Origin of the sequence: Comamonas sp. A7-5, assembly GCF_039581385.1 — a bacterium.
Classification (GTDB): Bacteria; Pseudomonadota; Gammaproteobacteria; order Burkholderiales; family Burkholderiaceae_C; genus Comamonas; species Comamonas thiooxydans.
In genome coordinates this window covers 26,150-44,716 of record NZ_JBCPWO010000019.1, presented here as the reverse complement: position 1 = coordinate 44,716, position 18,567 = coordinate 26,150, and the positions used below count along the sequence as shown (strand labels likewise).

17 protein-coding genes are annotated in these 18,567 nt (G+C 61.3%); 3 read left to right on the top strand and 14 right to left on the bottom strand.

Features of this window, described 5'->3' with window-relative positions; genetic code table 11:
- Positions 1–37: 37 nt before the first annotated feature.
- The 6 genes from phoB to pstS form a co-directional block, all read right to left on the bottom strand.
- Positions 38–733 carry a phosphate regulon transcriptional regulator PhoB gene (phoB, locus tag AAIL67_RS22345; protein ID WP_003053455.1) on the bottom strand — a complete coding sequence of 232 codons (696 nt, stop codon included), beginning with the start codon at positions 731–733 and terminating at the stop codon, positions 38–40.
- Positions 734–751: 18 nt separating this feature from the next.
- Complete coding sequence (gene phoU / locus AAIL67_RS22340; RefSeq protein WP_003067322.1) at positions 752–1,453, bottom strand: phosphate signaling complex protein PhoU; 702 nt, start codon at positions 1,451–1,453, stop codon at positions 752–754.
- Between the two features lie 10 nt (positions 1,454–1,463).
- The gene (pstB, locus tag AAIL67_RS22335; RefSeq protein WP_003067324.1) at positions 1,464–2,240 is read right to left on the bottom strand and encodes a phosphate ABC transporter ATP-binding protein PstB; all 777 of its coding nucleotides are present in this window, start codon (positions 2,238–2,240) and stop codon (positions 1,464–1,466) included.
- 17 nt (positions 2,241–2,257) lie between these two features.
- Positions 2,258–3,148, bottom strand: coding sequence for a phosphate ABC transporter permease PstA (gene pstA, locus AAIL67_RS22330; RefSeq protein WP_034358716.1), 891 nt, complete (start codon positions 3,146–3,148; stop codon positions 2,258–2,260).
- Positions 3,145–4,083, bottom strand: coding sequence for a phosphate ABC transporter permease PstC (gene pstC, locus AAIL67_RS22325; protein ID WP_034358718.1), 939 nt, complete (start codon positions 4,081–4,083; stop codon positions 3,145–3,147). Before pstC ends, pstA begins: the two co-directional genes overlap by 4 nt.
- Positions 4,084–4,256: 173 nt before the next feature.
- The gene (pstS, locus tag AAIL67_RS22320; RefSeq protein ID WP_003067330.1) at positions 4,257–5,288 is read right to left on the bottom strand and encodes a phosphate ABC transporter substrate-binding protein PstS; all 1,032 of its coding nucleotides are present in this window, start codon (positions 5,286–5,288) and stop codon (positions 4,257–4,259) included.
- Between the two features lie 440 nt (positions 5,289–5,728).
- Between pstS and AAIL67_RS22315 the strand changes: the two genes are divergently transcribed.
- On the top strand, positions 5,729–7,210 hold the full coding sequence (locus tag AAIL67_RS22315; RefSeq protein WP_034358724.1) for a Ppx/GppA phosphatase family protein: 1,482 nt from the start codon (positions 5,729–5,731) through the stop codon (positions 7,208–7,210).
- 181 nt (positions 7,211–7,391) lie between these two features.
- Here the strand turns inward: AAIL67_RS22315 and ppk1 are convergent, their stop codons facing one another.
- The 5 genes from ppk1 to AAIL67_RS22290 all read right to left on the bottom strand — a co-directional run bounded on the left by ppk1 (position 7,392) and on the right by AAIL67_RS22290 (position 15,043).
- Positions 7,392–9,458, bottom strand: a complete 2,067-nt coding sequence (ppk1, locus tag AAIL67_RS22310; RefSeq protein WP_063664304.1) for a polyphosphate kinase 1 — start codon at positions 9,456–9,458, stop codon at positions 7,392–7,394.
- A gap of 462 nt (positions 9,459–9,920) precedes the next feature.
- Complete coding sequence (gene glmM, locus AAIL67_RS22305; protein ID WP_003067335.1) at positions 9,921–11,255, bottom strand: phosphoglucosamine mutase; 1,335 nt, start codon at positions 11,253–11,255, stop codon at positions 9,921–9,923.
- A gap of 36 nt (positions 11,256–11,291) precedes the next feature.
- On the bottom strand, positions 11,292–12,140 hold the full coding sequence (folP, locus tag AAIL67_RS22300) for a dihydropteroate synthase (RefSeq protein ID WP_343485150.1): 849 nt from the start codon (positions 12,138–12,140) through the stop codon (positions 11,292–11,294).
- 71 nt (positions 12,141–12,211) lie between these two features.
- Positions 12,212–14,134 carry an ATP-dependent zinc metalloprotease FtsH gene (ftsH, locus tag AAIL67_RS22295; protein WP_003067340.1) on the bottom strand — a complete coding sequence of 641 codons (1,923 nt, stop codon included), beginning with the start codon at positions 14,132–14,134 and terminating at the stop codon, positions 12,212–12,214.
- A gap of 246 nt (positions 14,135–14,380) precedes the next feature.
- Positions 14,381–15,043: an RlmE family RNA methyltransferase gene (locus AAIL67_RS22290; protein ID WP_003053442.1), complete on the bottom strand. Its 663-nt coding sequence runs from the start codon at positions 15,041–15,043 to the stop codon at positions 14,381–14,383.
- Between the two features lie 32 nt (positions 15,044–15,075).
- On the opposite strand from AAIL67_RS22290, the gene AAIL67_RS22285 reads away from it, so the two are divergent.
- Together AAIL67_RS22285 and AAIL67_RS22280 are read left to right on the top strand one after the other, a co-directional pair.
- Positions 15,076–15,546, top strand: coding sequence for a YhbY family RNA-binding protein (locus tag AAIL67_RS22285; protein WP_003067342.1), 471 nt, complete (start codon positions 15,076–15,078; stop codon positions 15,544–15,546).
- 62 nt (positions 15,547–15,608) lie between these two features.
- Positions 15,609–16,367, top strand: coding sequence for a glycosyltransferase (locus AAIL67_RS22280; RefSeq protein ID WP_343485148.1), 759 nt, complete (start codon positions 15,609–15,611; stop codon positions 16,365–16,367).
- 84 nt (positions 16,368–16,451) lie between these two features.
- Here the strand turns inward: AAIL67_RS22280 and AAIL67_RS22275 are convergent, their stop codons facing one another.
- The 3 genes from AAIL67_RS22275 to greA all read right to left on the bottom strand — a co-directional run bounded on the left by AAIL67_RS22275 (position 16,452) and on the right by greA (position 18,408).
- Positions 16,452–17,336: a Kdo hydroxylase family protein gene (locus AAIL67_RS22275; RefSeq protein ID WP_063664300.1), complete on the bottom strand. Its 885-nt coding sequence runs from the start codon at positions 17,334–17,336 to the stop codon at positions 16,452–16,454.
- A 46-nt stretch (positions 17,337–17,382) separates the two neighbouring features.
- Positions 17,383–17,802: a DUF4149 domain-containing protein gene (locus tag AAIL67_RS22270; protein WP_003067348.1), complete on the bottom strand. Its 420-nt coding sequence runs from the start codon at positions 17,800–17,802 to the stop codon at positions 17,383–17,385.
- Positions 17,803–17,931: 129 nt separating this feature from the next.
- Complete coding sequence (gene greA / locus AAIL67_RS22265) at positions 17,932–18,408, bottom strand: transcription elongation factor GreA (RefSeq protein ID WP_003067350.1); 477 nt, start codon at positions 18,406–18,408, stop codon at positions 17,932–17,934.
- Positions 18,409–18,567 lie beyond the last annotated feature (159 nt).

Here is an 18,567-nt window from a genome sequence, read left to right as displayed (position 1 = left end):
CCAGCCAGGCCGGGCCGAGGTTCGGGGGGAAGTGCTGTCAGGCCATGGCCTGGGCGCTGAAGCGGTAGCCCGCACCGCGCACGGTCTCAATCAGAACACCCGCCACACCCAACGATTCTCGCAAGCGCTTGACGTGCACGTCCACGGTGCGCTCTTCAATGAAGACATGATCGCCCCAGACCTTGTCGAGCAACTGCGCACGGCTGTGCACGCGCTCGGGGTGCTTCATCAGATAGTTGAGCAGCTTGAACTCGGTAGGTCCGATCTTGAGCAGATCGCCCTGCCAGCTCACGCGGTGGGCTGCGGCATCCAGCACCAGCTCGCCAATGCTGACCTTGTCCTGCACCTGCTCAGGCGCACGGCGGCGCAGCACGGCACGGATACGGGCCAGCAGCTCCTGGGTGGAGAAAGGCTTGGTGATGTAGTCATCCGCACCGGCATCCAGGCCCGCCACCTTGTCGGGCTCGTCGCCACGCGCCGTCAGCATGAGAATGGGCACGGCCTTGGTGCGGCTGTCGGCACGCCATTTACGGGCCAGAGACAGACCGCTGGCCCCGGGCAGCATCCAGTCGAGCAAAATCACGTCGGGCAGCACGGCATCAAGCTCGCGCTGCGCCGAAACACCGTCTTCCGCCCAGACGGGCTGGAAGCCGTTATGCCTCAAATTGACCGCGATCAACTCTGCAATCGCAGGTTCGTCCTCCACGATGAGGACCATGGGCATCTTCTTCATCCCTGAGTAGCCTCCGTCTTACAACACCGCAGATTCGATTTCAGCCATGGTCTGATGGCGCACATCCTTGCCCTCGACCAGGTAGATGATCAGCTCGGCCACGTTCTTGGAGTGGTCGCCGATACGCTCGATGGCCTTGGCCAGGAACAGCAGGTCCAGGCTGGCGGAGATAGTGCGCGGATCTTCCATCATGTAGGTGATGAGCTTGCGCACAAAGCCGTCGAACTCTTCGTCGATCAGGTCGTCTTCACGCAAGATGGCCACTGCCGCCTTGGTGTCCAGTCGGGCGAAGGCATCCAGGGTCTTGCGCAGCAGCTCGGAAGCCATCTGTGCCGCCATGCGCAACTCGCCGCTGGGCAGCGAACGGGCAGCGCCGCTTTCGATGATGGACTTGACCATGCGGGCCATCTTGCAGGCTTCGTCGCCCATGCGCTCCAGGTTGGCCGTTGCCTTGGAGAAGGCGATCAGCAGGCGCAGGTCGCGGGCCGTGGGCTGGCGGCGCGCAATGATGGACGACAGCTCATGGTCGATCTCGACCTCCATGGCGTTGACGCGCTGCTCGGTGCTGATGACCTGCTCAACCGCCTCGGTGCTGAAGCTGGTCAGTGCGTAGACGGCATTGCTGATCTGCGACTCGACCAGACCGCCCAGCTCCATGACGCGTGCCGAGACACGATTGAGTTCGGAGTCGAACTGCGTGGACAAATGTTTTTCTGTCATTTTTAAGTCCTTAGCCGAAGCGGCCTGTGATGTAGTCTTCCGTTTCCTTGCGCTGGGGCTTGAAGAACATTTTTTCGGTGTCGCCAAACTCCACCAGATCCCCCAGATACATATAGGCCGTGTAGTCGCTGCAACGGGCGGCCTGCTGCATGTTGTGTGTCACGATGACCACGGTGTAGTCGTTCTTCAGCTCCGCAATCAGCTCTTCGATCTTGGCCGTGGAGATGGGGTCCAGCGCCGAGCAGGGCTCGTCCAGCAGCAGTACCTCGGGCTTGATGGCAATGCCGCGCGCGATGCACAGACGCTGCTGCTGACCGCCCGACAGGCCCGAGCCGCTTTGCTGCAGCTTGTCCTTGACTTCATTCCACAGTGCTGCCTTGCGCAGCGCCCACTCCACGCGGTCGTCCATGTCCGAGGCGTTGAGATTCTCGAACAGCTTCACGCCGAAAGCGATGTTGTCATAGATGGACATGGGGAACGGCGTGGGCTTCTGGAACACCATGCCGACCTTGGCACGAATCAGTGCCACATCCTGCTTGCTGGTCAGCAGATTGTCACCGTCCAGCATGATCTGACCTTCGGCGCGCTGCTCGGGATAGAGCTCGAACATGCGGTTGAAGGTGCGCAGCAGCGTGGACTTGCCGCAGCCCGAGGGGCCGATGAAGGCCGTGACCTTCTTCTCGGGAATATCGAGGTTGATGTTCTTCAGCGCGTGAAACTTGCCGTAGTAGAAGTTCAGGTCGCGCACGGCCAGCTTGATGTTGGCGGGAGCAGTGATTGCAGTCATGATCTTGAACTTTCGAATTATTTCTGGCGGGTGATGAAACGCGCCAGGATATTCAGACCCAGCACAGCCACAGTGATGAGGAAGACACCGGCCCAGGCCAGTTGCTGCCAGTTCTCATACGGGCTCATGGCAAATTTGAAGATGGTGACCGGCAGGCTGGCCATGGGCTTGCTCATGTCGGCATTCCAGAACTGGTTGTTCAGCGCCGTGAACAGCAGCGGAGCGGTCTCGCCAGCAATGCGGGCCACTGCCAGCAGCACACCGGTGATCACGCCGGCGCGGGCTGCGCGCAAGGTCACCATGATGATGACCTTCCACTTGGGCGTACCCAGCGCATAAGCTGCTTCACGCAGGCTGGATGGAACCAGCACCAGCATGTTTTCCGTGGTGCGGATAACCACGGGAATCACAATCAGCGCCAGCGCGATCACGCCGGCCATGCCGGAGAAGCTCTTGAAGCGCACCACCACCACGGTATAGACAAACAGACCGATGACGATGGAGGGGGCCGACAGCAGAATGTCGTTGACGAAGCGGGTGGTGGAAGCCAGCCAGCCTTTTTTGTCGTACTCGGCCAGATAGACCCCGGCCATCACGCCGATTGGCGTGCCCACGAAAGTGGCCAGCGCCACCATCATCAGCGAACCCCAGATGGCATTGGCAATACCGCCCTCCTCGTTGGGGGGAGGCGTCATCTGCGAGAACAGGGCGAAGTTCAGACCACCCAGGCCCTGGCGAATGGTTTCCCAGAGAATCCAGACCAGCCAGAACACGCCAAACAGCATGGCTGCCATGGACAGGGTCAGCGCGACCTGATTGAGGCGCTTGCGCTTGTTGTACTTGGCCTGACGCACCGCAGCCAGATCGGCTGCGTCGAGCATTTTGGTGGAGGTGGAGGTCGGGCTCATGAGCGGGCTCCTTCGTTCTTCTGCAGACGGTTGAGCAGCAGCTTGGAGCAGGCCAGCACCACGAAGGTGATGAAGAACAGCACCAGACCCAGATAGATCAGCGACGCCTGATGCAGGCCCTCGCCCGCTTCGGCAAACTCATTGGCCAGCGCCGAGGTGATGCTGTTCGCAGCCTCGAACACGGACAGGGAATTGAGCTGGTTCATGTTGCCGATCACAAAGGTCACGGCCATGGTCTCGCCCAGTGCGCGGCCCAGGCCCAGCATGACGCCGCCCAGCACGCCGGTCTTGGTATAGGGCAGCACCACTTTCCAGACCACTTCCCAGGTCGTGGAGCCCAGACCGTAGGCCGACTCCTTGAGCAGCGCCGGCGTGACTTCGAACACATCGCGCATCACGGAGGCGATGAAGGGGATGATCATGATGGCCAGAATGATGCCGGCCGACAAAATACCGATACCCACGGGAGGGCCGGAGACAAAAGCGCCCAGATAGGGCACACCGGTCAGCAGGTTCTGCAGAGGCTGCTGCACATAGGTGGCCAGCACGGGGCCGAACACCATCAGGCCCCACATGCCGTAAACAATGGAGGGAACTGCGGCCAGCAACTCGATGGCAGTGCCCAGAGGGCGCTTGAGCCAGGCAGGCGAGAGCTCCGTCAGAAACAGGGCAATGCCGAAGCTCACGGGCACTGCAATGATGAGCGCGATGGCCGAAGTGGCCAGCGTGCCGTAAATCATGACCAGACCGCCGTATTGATCCTGCACGGGGTCCCAGACACTGCTGGTCAGAAAGCTCAGACCATATTCGGAGATGGCGGGCCAGGCACCGAAGATCAGCGAAACCATGATGGCCAGCAGCAGCACCAGCGTCAAAATTGCTGCGCTGCGTGCCAGGCCACCAAACAAACGATCCGCCATACGTCCCGAGATCATCGGAGCACGTGGCGGAGAGGGAGAGCGTCGCTTGGCGGCATCGGTGGGGGCTGCAGCCAGCGAACTGGAGGGCGACGTAGTGGACACGTGAGCGCCTTTATTCGCAAAGGGTTGAAACAAGCAGCGAACATACCGTCCGGCACGGCAGCCCGCTGCTCACTGATGACACGAAATTACTTGGAAACAACCTTGCCCGAAGCGTCCTTGATGTCGTTCCAGGACTTGTAGATCACGTTCTTGACTGCGTCGGGCATGGGCACATAGTCCAGATCGGCGGCAGTCTTGTCACCCTGCTTGTAAGCCCAGTCGAAGAACTTCAGCGAGGTGGCGGCCTGAGCAGGCTTTTCCTGAGTCTTGTGCATCAGGATGAAGGTTGCCGAGGTGATGGGCCAGGCGTTCTTGCCGGGCTGGTTGGTCAGGATCTGGTAGAAGCTCTTGGCCCAGTCAGCGCCAGCAGCAGCCGCCTTGAAGGTCTCGTCGTCAGGAGAGACAAAAGCGCCTTCCTTGTTCTGCAGCTGTGTGTAGGTCAGCTTGTTCTGCTTCACATAGGCGTACTCGACATAACCGATGGAGTTGGGCAGGCGACCCACAAAGGCGGCAACGCCTTCGTTACCCTTGCCGCCGGCACCGGTGGGCCAGTTCACGGCCTTGCCCTCGCCCACTTTTTCCTTCCACTCGGCATTGACCTTGGAGAGGTAGTTGGTGAAGCCGAAGGTGGTGCCGGAGCCGTCAGCGCGGCGCACGGGAGCGATAGCGGCATCAGGCAGTGCCACACCGGGGTTCAGAGCCGTGATGGCGGGGTCGTTCCACTTGGAGATCTTGCCCAGGTAGATATCGCCCAGCACCTGGCCCGACAGCTTCAGCTGGCCGGGAGCCACGCCCTTGATGTTGACCACGGGAACAATGCCGCCGATCACGGTGGGGAACTGAACCAGACCCTTCTTGGCCAGTTCGTCATCCTTCAGGGGTTCATCGGAAGCACCAAAGTCCACGGTCTTGGCTTCGATCTGCTTGACACCGGCGCTGGAACCCACGGACTGATAGTTAATCTTGACGCCAGTGGCCTTGTGATAGTCGGCAGCCCACTTGGAATACAGAGGAGCCGGGAAGCTCGCACCGGCACCTGTGGCTTCCTGGCTGGCGTTGGCAATACCCGCTGCAGACAGAGCACCAGCCACCAGAACGTGAATCAAGGACAACTTCATGAAACGACCTCTTAGGGTTGAAAGATTCGATGGAGTGAACTTTAAAAACCTTTTATGACAAGGTCGTGACATGAAAATTTCAAGGCGCAACCGAGTGAAAGAGCTCCAAAGCGGTCATGCGAGTGTCATATTTCATTCGCAAACTGCTGAGCCTTGACCCGCAGACCCGGCCCGGGTAACAGCTTGTCGCAAGGCTGGAGACTGATCGTCGGCAATGTATGACATAGTCTGTCACACAGCGTGAGCGCACTCTGGCGGCCCAACTCGGCAAATACCTGCAAATACCTGACTTGGCAGAGGTTGAACCCCGCGCCCCGCAAGCTTGATGACGGCCCGTATTGCATATTCCACTGCCCGGTGCATGTGTCGCCTGTTCCATCACGCTCATGCTCTGCCCGTGCCCCAACCCGCATAACAACAACGCATTGATTGGCTCAGAAATGGCTCCTGAATCGCTGCTTGCCGCCGTAGACCTTGGCTCCAATAGCTTTCGCCTTGAAATAGGCCGTATCGGCTCGCATCAACGCATCGAGCGTGTGGAATACCTCAAGGAAACCGTGCGCCAGGGCAATGGCCTGAACTCACGCCAGGAACTCTCGCGCGAAGCCATGGAGCGCGGCTGGGAGTGCCTGGCTCGCTTTGGCGAGCGCCTCAGGGGCTTTGATGCCTCGCATGTCCGCGCTGTAGCCACCCAGACCCTGCGCGAGGCATTGAATGCCGACGAATTCGTGACGCGTGGCAGCCAGTTGCTGGGCTTTCCCATCGAAGTCATTGCCGGCGAGGAAGAAGCCCGGCTCATCTATCGCGGCGTGGCCAGCTCGCTGCCGCCCAGCCAGCAAAAACGCCTGGTCATCGACATTGGCGGTCGCTCCACCGAAATCATCATCGGCCAGCACAGCCAGCCTCTGCAAGTGGCATCGTTCGCACTGGGCAGCGTCTCCTGGAGCAGCCGTTTCTTCAGCGACGGCGCACTGAGCAAGGCCAACTTCCAGGCCGCCGTTGCCGCCGCCAAGCAATGCCTGGCCCAGGCCCAGTTCGCCTACCCGGGCACAGCCTGGGACTGCGCCTATGCCTCCTCCGGCACAGCCAACGCCGTGGCCGACGCTCTCACGGCCCAGGGCCTGGACGGACAGGTGATCACGCCCGCCAAGCTGCGCTACCTCTATGAGCTGCTGCTGGACATCGGTCATGTGGAGCGCCTGCGCATGCCGGGCCTCAAGGAAGATCGCCGCCCGGTGGTCGCAGGCGGCATCAGCGTGATGATGGCCGTGGTCGACCTGCTGGGCATTACCGAGCTGGAAGTTGCACAGGGTGCACTGCGCCAGGGAGCCCTGCACGACCTGCTCGACCATGAGCCCCCTGCCGACAAGGAAGCGGCGGAAGTCGGCGCGCTGCAACTGGACTTCGGCGTGGACGTACCCCATGCCCAGCGCGTTCAGCGCATTGCCACCCAGCTGTGCCAGCAAATCCTGCCCGCAGAAACCGCGCCGCTGAGCACTCAGGCCCTGGCCATTGCCGCGCAGCTGCATGAGGTCGGCATGCGCGTGGCCCTGAGCAACTATCACCGCCACGGCGCCTATATCGTCGAGCATTGCGGCCTGGCCACCTGGGAGCCTGAGCTGCGCCAGCGCATCTGTCAGCTGGTGCTGGGTCACCAGGGCAAGCTGCGCAAGCTGGAGGACGCGATCGAGGAGCCGCAGCTGGCCCTGCCGCTGATGGCACTGCGCATTGCCGTGCAGTTGAGCCATACCCGCCGCGACCCTGACATGCAGGGCATGCAGATCAAGCGTTCGGGTTCGGAATGCAAGCTCTCCACACCTTCGGGCTGGATGCTGACCTACCCCCAGTCCGCCCGCCTGCTCGAAGAGGAAGCCATGGCCTGGAGCAAGACGCCCTGGAGCCTCAAGCTGCAGCTGCGCTGATGTCACCAGCCAGGCCGCCGTAGCCTGCAAAAGACAAAGGGACTGCGAGGCAGTCCCTTTTTTTGCTCTGCAGAGCCATTCAAAAAGATAGCTTCAAGCACCTTCCAAACAATGATTTCAATGCTAAAAATATCTGAAAACATTGCATATCAGGCGCAAGACGCTCCTCTTTTCAGAGTATTCAAACGCTCTTGCCGCCGTAGCGCACCATCAGGGCCTGCTGGGCACCCTTGCCCTCCAGCGGACGCGCGGGCTTTTGGTAAATGCCCGAGGCGTCCAGCGTCCAGGCATCGCGGTCGTCGCCCAGATAGGCCACCAGGCACTCGTCGATCACGCGCTGGCGCAGCTTTTTGTCCAGCACCGGCCAGGCCAGCTCCACGCGACTGAGCATATTGCGATTCATCCAGTCGGCACTGGACAGCAACAGCTCTTCCTCCTGGCCCCAGGCAAAGTAGAAGACGCGTGAATGCTCCAGAAAACGGCCGATGATGGAGCGCACGCGGATATTGTCCGTCACGCCCGGGCGCTGTGCCGGCAGCATGCAGGAGCCGCGCACGATGAGATCGATCTGTGCTCCCTTGCGACCGGCCTCGACCAGGGCGCGAATCAGGGGCTCGTCGGTCAGCGCATTCATCTTGAGCACCATGCGTGCCTTTTCGCCCCGCGCCGCTGCGGCGGCCACCAGGCCGATCAGCTCCAGCATGCGGTTTTGCAGATGGAACGGCGCCATGACCAGCTTTTGCAGCTTGGGCATGGTGTTATGGCTGGACAGGTGGCGAAATACCGCATCCATATCGGCCGTGATCTCGTCATCGCAGGTCAGCTGGCTGATGTCGGTGTAAAGGCGTGCGCTGCGGGCGTTGTAGTTGCCTGTGGACAGATGGGCATAGCGCTTGAGCTGGTTGTTGCGCTTTTCACGGCGCGTGATGAGCAGCATCTTGGCGTGGGTCTTGAGGCCGACCACGCCGTACACCACCTGCACGCCCAGCGATTCCAGCTTTTCCGCCCAGTTGATATTGGCCTCTTCATCAAAGCGCGCCTTGAGCTCCAGCACGGCCAGCACCTCCTTGCCGCGGCTCACGGCCTCGGCCAGCAGGCTCATGATCTCGGAGTCGGTGCCCGTGCGGTAGATGGTCTGCTTGATGGCCAGCACCTGCGGATCGTTCACGGCCTCGCGCAGCAACTCCAGCACGCCGTCAAAGCTCTCGAAGGGCTGATGGATGATGATGTCGCTCTTGCGCATCTGCGCCAGGATGGATCGGCCGGGCACGAGCTGCGTGGGCCAGGCCGGCTTCCACTTGGGAAACAGCAGGGCCGGGTCGTCGACCAGATCGATCAGCTGCATCTGGCGCACCAGATTCACCGGCCCCTTGACGCGGAACAGCGCCTCGGCCGGCAGGCCGTATTGCTCCAGCAGCAGGTCAGAGAGCACCACAGAGCAGGACGAGGACACCTCCAGACGCACGGCCTGGCCGTAGTGACGGTGGTGCAGACCCTGGCGCAGGGCCATGCGCAGATCCACCACATCGTCCTCGTCCACGGCCAGATCGGAGTGACGGGTGACACGGAACTGCGAGAACTCCGACACTTCGCGCCCAGGGAACAGCTCGGCCAGATGGGCACGTACCACGCTGGAGATGCTGACAAACAGCTTTTGCTTGCCCGAGATCTTCTCGGGCAGGCGGATCAGGCGCGGCAAGGCACGCGGCACCTTGACGATGGCCACTTCATTGGCCCTCCCGAAGGCATCCACGCCATTGAGGCGCACGATGAAATTCAGCGCCTTGTTGGCGACCTGCGGGAAGGGATGCGACGGATCCAGCCCCACCGGCATCAGCAGGGGCTGCACCTCGCGCATGAAGTACTCGCGCACCCATTTGCGCTGCGCCACGCTGCGCTCGCCGTGAGAAACCAGGCGAATCGCATGCTTGTCGAACGCGGGAATGATGGACTGGTTATAGAGCTGGTACTGCTTGGCCACCAGGCCGTGGGCCGTGGTCATCAGTCGCTCGAAGCTGGCGCGCGAGTAAGGCCCCTGTTCATCCCCGACCTTGGCGGCAGAGACATGAGGTGCACAGCGCACCTCGAACCACTCGTCGAGATTGGAAGACACGATGCACAGATAGCGCAGGCGCTCGAGCAGCGGCACATCCTCGCGCTCGGCCCAGTTCAGCACGCGCTCATTGAAGACCAGAATGCTTTGATCGCGGTCCAGCAGCTCCAGAGTCGGCTCGATCACAGGCGGCATGGCTACCTCGTTCTTGGACGCCGCTCGGCGTCGGCGCGGCGCTTTGGCAGGGGCCGGTGTCGCAGCGTCAGAAACGGCACCGGGCACACCATGGTGCCCGGCCGCCCCGGCTTGCGCAACTGCTGCCGGCTCGCTCGTGGAGTTGACGACCGCCGTCGTGACGGGAGGCACAAGCGAGATATGCGCCAGACCCAGGGATGCAGGTCCCGCCTCATGCGCCTGACTATCGGTCTGCGAGGTCACTGGGGAAACTGCAACCGGATCCTGCCCTGAAGATGAAGTGATGGAAGTGGAAAAAAAAGAGTCGGAAGCAGATACGGATTGGGACATGTGGCAGCAGCCTGCGAAAGCTTGAAGCGCCCCTGAGGGCATGTCCGCAGTCTGCCCATGGTTTATGACAATTAGATGACCAAGAGATGACTGTCATCGTTGTTCATGACAATCATCAGGGTTTGCGCAGCTTCAGCTGGCCCTGACCACCTCGGCCAGACGCTCGGCACAGTTGCTGGCCATGTCCGCACTCCTGGCCTCGACCATGACTCGCACCAGGGGCTCGGTACCGCTGGGACGGATCAGCACACGGCCGTCGCTGCCCAGCAGCTTTTCGACCGCTGCCTGCTCACCTGGCAGCTTGGCGTTGCTCTTCCAGTCCTGGCCAGGCTGCAGGCGCACATTGATCATGACCTGGGGGAACAGCTTCACGGACTCCAGCCACTGGGCAATGGTCTTCTTCGAGCGCACGCAGGCCTGCAGCACCTGCAGTGCACTGACCAGGCCGTCACCGGTCGTGTGCTTGTCCAGCGCCAGCAGGTGGCCCGAGCTTTCGCCGCCCAGCTGCCAGCCCTTGGCATTGAGCGCCTCCAGCACATAGCGGTCTCCCACCTTGGCACGGACAAAACCCACGCCCTGCTCCTTGAGCGCCTGCTCCACCGCCATATTGGTCATCAGGGTTCCCGCCACGCCGCTGACTACGTCGCCGCGAGCCAGACGATCGGCCGCCATGAGATAGAGCAGCTCGTCGCCGTTGTAGAGACGGCCTTGCGCATCGACCAGTTGCAGACGGTCGGCATCGCCGTCCAGCGCCACGCCATAGTCGGCATTGTTGGCACGCACTGCCCTCACCAGCGCTTCGGGATGGGTCGCGCCAACTCCCTCGTTGATGTTCAGGCCGTCCGGGGAGCAGCCGATTTCCACCACATTGGCACCTAGCTCGTGAAAGACCTTGGGAGCAATCTGATAGGCCGCGCCATGGGCCGCATCCACTACGATCTTCAGGCCCCGCAACGACAGGCTGTGATCGAAAGTGCTTTTGCAGAACTCGATATAACGGCCGGCGGCATCGGCCAGACGTCGTGCCTTGCCCAAAGAGGCTGAATCCACCCAGACGGGGTCTTCCTTGAGGGCGGCTTCCACATCCTCTTCCCAGGAATCGGGCAGCTTGGTGCCTTCGGCACTGAAGAACTTGATGCCGTTGTCGTAGAACGGGTTGTGGCTGGCGCTGATGACCACGCCCAGGCTGGCGCGCTGGGCACGCGTCAGATAGGCCACGCCCGGTGTCGGCAGGGGGCCAAGCAGCATGACATCGACACCGGCAGAGTTGAAGCCCGATTCGAGTGCGCTCTCCAGCATATAGCCGGAGATGCGGGTGTCCTTGCCGATCAGCACCAGAGGACGCTCCTGCGTACGACGCAGCACACGCCCGACGGCATGCGCCAGGCGCAGGGCAAAGTCAGGCGTGATGGGCGACTTGCCCACCGTGCCGCGAATCCCGTCGGTGCCGAAGTACTGTCTTGCCATAGTTTCGTTGTCCTTTTTAGATTCAATACTCTGTCATCAGGCCTGCAGTGCTTGCGCATCATGCATGGCCTGCCAGACTGCCAGCGCGGCCACCGTGTCCTTCACGTCGTGGACACGCACAATTCTGGCCCCTCGCTCGACCGCCAGCAATGCCGCCGCCACACTGGGCACCATGCGCTGATCCACGGGCAGGCCGCTGACCTGCCCCAGAGAACCCTTGCGCGACCAGCCTGCCAGCAGCGGGAAGTCTAGGACCAGCAGCTCACGCTGATGTGCAAGCAAGGCAAAATTTTGTACCACGCTCTTGCCGAAGCCAATACCGTAATCCCAGGCGATGCGCGAGCGTGCGACGCCTGCGTCGAGCAAGGGCTGCGTCGCCTGCAGCAGAAAGTCACGCACCTGCGCCACGGCGTTGCCCTGCATATGCTCGAGATGCATGTCCTGCGGAGTCTTGTGCATATGCATCAGGCACACCCCGCAGCTGCCGTGCCGGCTCACCACTTCGAAGGCGCCGGGCTGGCGCAGCGCCCAGATGTCATTGATGATGTCGGCTCCGAGATCCAGGGCTTCCGCCATGACTTCGGGCTTGTAGGTATCGATGGAGATGGGCACATCGAGCTTGACGGCCTCGCGCAGCACGGGCAGAACACGCGCCAGCTCGTCCTCCAGGCTGACTGCAGGTGAGCCCGGCCTGGTGGACTCGCCGCCTATGTCCAGAATATGTGCGCCCTGTGCCAGCAGCAGCTCTGCGTGGGCCATGGCCTGGGATACCCCGGCATGCTTGCCGCCGTCAGAAAAGGAATCCGGGGTCACATTCACGATGCCCATGACCTGGGGCTTGTCGAGCTGCACGAGAAAACGCGAGGTTTGCCACTGTTGCGACATAGATCTTCCGATATCTGAGAGTACAAAAACAAAAGGCCCCTGAGGGACCTTTTGCAGCGGAGACTTGGCGCTTAAGCCGTAGTCGGTGAAGGCTCAGCATTCGATGCGGGATTGCCTCCGGAGGAGTTGCCGCCATCCGACGAGGGCGGATTGCGAGGCGTCCAGTCCTTGGGAGGACGAGGCTCCTTGCCAGCCATGATGTCGTTGAGCTGTTCGGCGTCGATCGTTTCCCAGTCCAGCATGGCCTTGGCCATGGCGTGCATCTTGTCGCTGTTGTCTTCGATCAGCTTGCGTGCCAGCGCATATTGCTCGTCGATGATGCGACGCACTTCGTCGTCCACCTTCTGCATGGTGGACTCGGACAGATTGGAGCCTCGGCTGAAGGTACGGCCCAGGAAAGGTTCGCCTTCCTGCTCGGAATAGACCATGGTGCCCAGGGCATCGCTCATGCCGTAGCGCGTCACCATGTCGCGGGCGATCTGGGTCGCGCGCTCGAAGTCGTTGGACGCACCAGTCGTCATCTGGTTCATGAACACTTCTTCGGCGATACGGCCACCAAACAGCATGGCGATCTGGTTGAGCATGTACTCCTTGTCATAGGAGTAGCGGTCCTTCTCGGGCAGGCTCATGGTCACGCCCAGTGCGCGGCCGCGCGGGATGATGGTGACCTTGTGCACGGGATCGCACTTGGGCAGCAGCTTGCCGATGAGGGCATGGCCGGCTTCATGGTAGGCCGTGTTGCGGCGCTCTTCCTCGGGCATGACCATGGTCTTGCGCTCGGGGCCCATGATGATCTTGTCCTTGGCCTTCTCGAAGTCCTGCATCTCCACGGTGCGCGCATTGCGGCGAGCCGCCATCAGCGCTGCTTCGTTGCAGAGATTGGCCAGATCGGCACCCGACATGCCGGGCGTGCCGCGCGCGATGATGGCGGGGTTCACGTCCTGGCCCACGGGGATCTTGCGCATGTGCACATTGAGAATCTGCTCGCGGCCGCGGATATCGGGCAGCGTCACATAGACCTGGCGGTCGAAACGACCGGGACGCAGCAAGGCGGCATCCAGGATGTCGGGGCGGTTGGTTGCAGCCACCACGATCACGCCGAGATTGGTCTCGAAACCATCCATCTCGACCAGCATCTGGTTCAGAGTCTGCTCGCGCTCGTCGTTGCCGCCGCCCATGCCGGCACCGCGCTGGCGACCGACGGCGTCGATTTCGTCGATGAAGATGATGCAGGGTGCATTCTTCTTGGCGTTTTCGAACATGTCGCGCACGCGGGCAGCGCCCACGCCAACGAACATTTCAACGAAGTCGGAACCCGAGATCGAGAAGAAAGGCACCTTGGCCTCGCCCGCAATCGACTTGGCCAGCAGCGTCTTGCCGGTGCCGGGAGGGCCGACCAGCAGCAGACCACGGGGAATACGACCGCCGAGCTTCTGGAACTTGTTGGGGTCCTTGAGGAAGTCCACGACTTCCTTGACCTCTTCCTTGGCCTCATCGGCACCAGCCACGTCGGCAAAGGTGACGGTGTTGCTGTTCTCGTCGAGCATGCGTGCCTTGGACTTGCCGAAGCTGAAGGCACCGCCCTTGCCTCCGCCCTGCATCTGGCGCATGAAGTACACCCATACGCCGATCAACAGCAGCATGGGGCCCCAGCTCACGAGCAGCGTCATGAGCAGCGAGCCTTCTTCACGTGGCTTGACGTCGAACTTGACGTTGTTATTGATCAGGTCGCCCACCAGACCACGATCCAGGTAGGTGGCTGTAGTGCGGATCTTGCGATCATCGGTGGTGGTGGCTACGACCTCGGTACCGCCGGCACCTTCCTGAATGGTGGCGCTCTTGATACGGTTGTTGCGCACTTGCTCCAGGAATTCCGAGTAGCCAACATGAGAGGCACCGCCAGCACCTCGGGTGTCAAACTGTTTGAACACCGTAAACAGCACCATGGCGATGACCAGCCAGACGGCGACTTTTGAAAACCACTGATTGTTCAAGCGGGGCTCCAATGGAATATTCAGACGTAAAGGCCCGGAGGGGACTCCAGACCTAGTTGAGGTTCATTTTAGGTGTTTCAAGCGCCCAGGACGCCTATTTCCCCCTATAGCGGCCATAGGCAAGCTATGGTCCGACAGGCAATCGGCTCTAAGCCTGTGTTTTATCAGGGCTTTGCGCTATCAGTTTCACTGACTTGCTGCAGCAAGGCATGAGGTCAAATGCCCCTATGCAAGCCGGCAACTGCATCAGGAGCCCTGCTTCAGCCCCATCCCTACCAGGAAAATCTCGGCAGACCGGTCGCGCGAGGCCTTGGGCTTGATGGGTTTGACCACCTTGAAGGTCTGCTTGAACAGATCCACCAGCTCGTTGTAGCCGCTGCCGTGGAAAAGCTTGACCACCAGCGCGCCCTCGGGCTTCATGTTGTTGATCGCGAAATCGACGGCCATCTCGATGAGCACCGCGACCCGCGCCCCGTCCGTGGCGCCATGGCCCGACAGATTGGGGGCCATGTCCGAGACCACCACGTCGGCCTTGCCGCCGCCCATGGCTTCTTCCAGCTGCGCCAGCACTGCCTCTTCGCGGAAGTCGCCCTGGATGTAATGCACGCCCTCGATGGGCTCCATGGGCAACAGGTCCAGCGAGATGATGCGGCCGTTGAGCTCGCCCACGGCCGCACCGCTGGGCGAGAGACGACGACGCACATACTGGCTCCAGGCGCCGGGCGCGCAGCCCAGGTCCACCACGGTGTGACCGGGCTGAATCAGTTTGAGCGACTCGTCGATTTCCTTGAGCTTGTAGGCCGCGCGGGCACGATAACCGTCCTTCTGGGCGGCTTTCACATACGGGTCATTGATGTGATCGTGCAGCCAATTCTTATTGACCTTCTTGCTTTTGGTTTTGGTTTTCATGCCTGAATTCTCGCAGCCTTGATAATACGGGTATGCCCCAAATTGAATTAACTCCCGCGCAGCGCCGGGAACACCGCGCCGAAGCCCACCATCTGGACCCCGTCGTCCTCATCGGTGGCGATGGTCTGACCACTGCCGTTCAGAAGGAAGTGGATGCCGCACTCAATGCCCATGGTCTGATCAAGGTCCGCGTTTTCGGCGACGACCGTGCAGCCCGCGAGCAGATCTATCAACAACTTTGCGACGAGCTGAACGCCGCTCCCATCCAGCACATCGGCAAGCTGCTGGTGCTGTGGCGCCCGATTCCCGAAAAGGAAAAGGCCTTTGACGAAGACCGCATGCCCGGTCCTCGCGACGTCAAGGTGCTCAAGTTCGGCCGCGCCGGCCAGAAGCCCGAAGTCAAGCAACTGCGCGTGCTCGGCAACCAGCGCCTGACCGCCGGCGGCACCATCAAGCGCGCCAAGCCCAAGCAGAAGTCGGTCAAGAAAGGCCGTCAGGACTGATCTGCCGATCAGCCCCGTCTGCCCGTCCATCCGCCTTATTTCCTCGCCGAGACCGCCAACCCATGGTTCAGACCACACAGCAGCCACGCCATATTCTTTGCATGAAATGGGGCACCAAATACGGCCCGGAGTACGTCAACCGACTCTATGCCATGGTGCGCCGCCATCTCAGCGGAGATTTTCGCTTTGTCTGCCTGACCGACAGCACAGAGGGGATTCGCTCCGAAGTGGAGTGCTTTCCCATCCCCGACCTGAACATCCATCTGGCGCCCGGCCAGCGTGACGGCGCCTGGAAGAAGCTCACCACCTTCGAGCGCGACCTGCATGGCCTCAAGGGTCAGGCGCTGTTCCTGGACCTGGACGTGGTGATTGTGGGCAGCCTGGACGAATTCTTCACGCTGCCCGGCGACTTCCGCATCATTCACGACTATCCGCGTTTCTGGCGCTTTGGCGAACGCATTGTCGGCAACTCATCGGTCTACCGCTTCGAGCTGGGTGCCCATGCCGATGTGCTGGAGCATTTCCGCGCGCACACCGAAGAGATGCGCGGCAAGTACCGCAACGAGCAGGAGTATCTGTCGCACTTTCTGCACAAGCAGGGCAAGCTGGACTACTGGCCTGCAGCCTGGTGCCCCAGCTTCAAGTACTACTGCATTCCGACCTGGCCAAGCAACTACTGGAAGGAGCCAGTGCCGCCGGCCGATGCGCGCATCGTGATCTTCCACGGCGAGGTGAACCCCCCCGATGCCCTGGAAGGCCGCCGCAACAAGCGCTTTCGCCATATTGAGCCCGCCAGGTGGATCGAGAAGGCCTGGGGCTGAAGGACGGCTGCAGTTGCAGCCTCAAAAACAAAAGGCGTTGACCGCGAGGTTCAACGCCTTTTTTGTGCTCGCCTGACCGATGGATCAGCGATATTTGGCATCGACCAGCGGATGCCCCTTCATGCGCGAGAGAATGGACAGCGGGCTGGCCGCGGGATTGTATTCACTGCCTGGCGGCAGGAACAAGGTCTGCTCCAGCATGTACTGCCCCGACATGACGGCATGCACTGCCTGATCGGAGAAACACACCCAGGTGGAACCTGCCGCGAAAGGCACGGTTTCCTGGGGAGCATTTTTCTGATAGTCGGGATCGCCCTTCATGCCGTCATGCAGCTGCAGCATCAAATGGTCGTATTCGCTGCGATAGGACTTGGTCACATGCAGCAGCTCCAGAGCCTTGGCCTGCCAGGCGCTGTAGGGCTTGGCACGCGGCACAAAACGCTTGGCCACATCGGTGAACGGCTCGCCTACTCGCCAGACCCGGGGCTGGCCATCCGGATTGACATTGGTGAAGACGCGCAGAATGCGCTCGCCATAGTTGGGCCGCGAAGGAAAGGCATCCACATGCATGCGCTTGTCGTCCGCACGCCAGGACTGCGCCCGCGTTTCCACCTGCGAAGGTCGGTAGCTGGTGGGTGCCATGCGCACCACCGGCATATAGGCGGGAAACAGGCCTGCGATCAGCGCCGTGGCCTGGTCGCGAAAGCGTCCGACCATGCCAGCCACCTGCTTCTGTGTGGCCTCGTCGCCAGCCACGCCCTTGATCGAGCCATCCACATTGAGGCTGATATTGCGCGTCTTGGAATCACGCACATCGGGGCGCAGCAGGGTTTTTTCCTGCTCGGTCAGCTGAAAGCTCAGCTGCGGAAAGTACAGCACCTTGCCTGCCTCGACGGCAGCAGTCCATTCATCGCGCCCCTGAACCTGGCTCCAGTCGGTCGCGTCGATTTTTACGATTTGAGATTCCATGGCTTCGGCAGTGTACTCCCCGCAGCTGGCGCGGGCTTGCACTGGATCAAGCCGGCTTGCGCGCGCCCGCCACACGCCACAGCACGATGGCGGCGCACAGCCACTGCAGCGCATACATGCCGGTGCCCACGCTATGCCAGAGCCTGAGGTTCTCGCGCGCCACGATCTTGGGCGACACGCCGTACTGCACCAGCAGCGCCAGCAACATGCCGGCGATAACAAAACCGATAGCTGCTTGCGCCCATTGCTCAATCTTTTCAGCATGTTTTCGCTTTGAAAACACCAGCAGAAGAGCGCAACATGCTATGGAAATCCAGGTCTGCGCGGCGAACAGCTTGGCCGCCATAAAGCCCGCCAGAGCCGGCGTGGGCAGGTGGGCAAACAGCATGGGTACGGCCACAAAGCCGATGGAGCACAGACTGCCCCACCATAAAGCGGCCAGGAAAACAGGCAAACGCTCGTACATAGTCACGGATCCTTGAACGCGGCGCAGCGCCCAGGCCAGAAACATCAAGCAAGGGCAGCCCCGCAGCGAAGATGTTGTCCCCCTCCGCGCAGCAGAGAGGGGGAAGGCGCGCAGCGCCTCAGGGGGTGCTTACACGTACTTTACGCCCACGATTTCATAGCGACGCTCGCCGCCCGGTGCCTGCACCACGGCGGTATCGCCCTCTTCCTTGCCGATCAGGGCGCGGGCAATGGGGCTGGACACATTGATCAGGCCATGCTTGAGATCGGCCTCGTCCTCGCCCACGATCTGGTAGGTCACGGGCGAGCCGCTGTCTTCATCTTCCAGATCCACGGTCGCGCCGAACACCACGCGACCGCCAGCATCCAGCTCGGTCGGGTCGATGACCTGCGCGGCAGACAGCTTGCCCTCAACCTCAAGGATGCGGCCTTCGATGAAGCCCTGCTGCTCCTTCGCGGATTCATATTCGGCGTTTTCGCTCAGGTCACCCTGAGCACGGGCCTCTGCAATGGCTTGAATGACCGCGGGACGATCCACAGTCTTCAGGCGTTGCAGTTCCACTTTGAGCTTTTCTGCTCCGCGCTTGGTGATTGGGATGGTGGCCATGATCGAGTCTCCAAATTCAGCAAACGCCGCGCCAAGCGCGGCACCTCTCGCACAGTCCTGAGTGACAACGTCAAACAGGGGCCTGTGCCCCAAAAGCAAACCGCCGCACGTTGCCGCGCGGCGGTTCAAATACATTACCGCAGATTATGCCGTGTTTGC

Bases quoted from the DNA above. Each gene is read 5' to 3' on its own strand.
- phoB (WP_003053455.1), bottom strand. From the start codon at position 733: ATGAAGAAGATGCCCATGGTCCTCATCGTGGAGGACGAACCTGCGATT.
- phoU (WP_003067322.1), bottom strand. From the start codon at position 1,453: ATGACAGAAAAACATTTGTCCACGCAGTTCGACTCCGAACTCAATCGT.
- pstB (WP_003067324.1), bottom strand. From the start codon at position 2,240: ATGACTGCAATCACTGCTCCCGCCAACATCAAGCTGGCCGTGCGCGAC.
- pstA (WP_034358716.1), bottom strand. From the start codon at position 3,148: ATGAGCCCGACCTCCACCTCCACCAAAATGCTCGACGCAGCCGATCTG.
- pstC (WP_034358718.1), bottom strand. From the start codon at position 4,083: ATGATCTCGGGACGTATGGCGGATCGTTTGTTTGGTGGCCTGGCACGC.
- pstS (WP_003067330.1), bottom strand. From the start codon at position 5,288: ATGAAGTTGTCCTTGATTCACGTTCTGGTGGCTGGTGCTCTGTCTGCA.
- AAIL67_RS22315 (WP_034358724.1), top strand. From the start codon at position 5,729: ATGGCTCCTGAATCGCTGCTTGCCGCCGTAGACCTTGGCTCCAATAGC.
- ppk1 (WP_063664304.1), bottom strand. From the start codon at position 9,458: ATGCCGCCTGTGATCGAGCCGACTCTGGAGCTGCTGGACCGCGATCAA.
- glmM (WP_003067335.1), bottom strand. From the start codon at position 11,255: ATGGCAAGACAGTACTTCGGCACCGACGGGATTCGCGGCACGGTGGGC.
- folP (WP_343485150.1), bottom strand. From the start codon at position 12,140: ATGTCGCAACAGTGGCAAACCTCGCGTTTTCTCGTGCAGCTCGACAAG.
- AAIL67_RS22290 (WP_003053442.1), bottom strand. From the start codon at position 15,043: ATGAAAACCAAAACCAAAAGCAAGAAGGTCAATAAGAATTGGCTGCAC.
- AAIL67_RS22285 (WP_003067342.1), top strand. From the start codon at position 15,076: ATGCCCCAAATTGAATTAACTCCCGCGCAGCGCCGGGAACACCGCGCC.
- AAIL67_RS22280 (WP_343485148.1), top strand. From the start codon at position 15,609: ATGGTTCAGACCACACAGCAGCCACGCCATATTCTTTGCATGAAATGG.
- AAIL67_RS22275 (WP_063664300.1), bottom strand. From the start codon at position 17,336: ATGGAATCTCAAATCGTAAAAATCGACGCGACCGACTGGAGCCAGGTT.
- AAIL67_RS22270 (WP_003067348.1), bottom strand. From the start codon at position 17,802: ATGTACGAGCGTTTGCCTGTTTTCCTGGCCGCTTTATGGTGGGGCAGT.
- greA (WP_003067350.1), bottom strand. From the start codon at position 18,408: ATGGCCACCATCCCAATCACCAAGCGCGGAGCAGAAAAGCTCAAAGTG.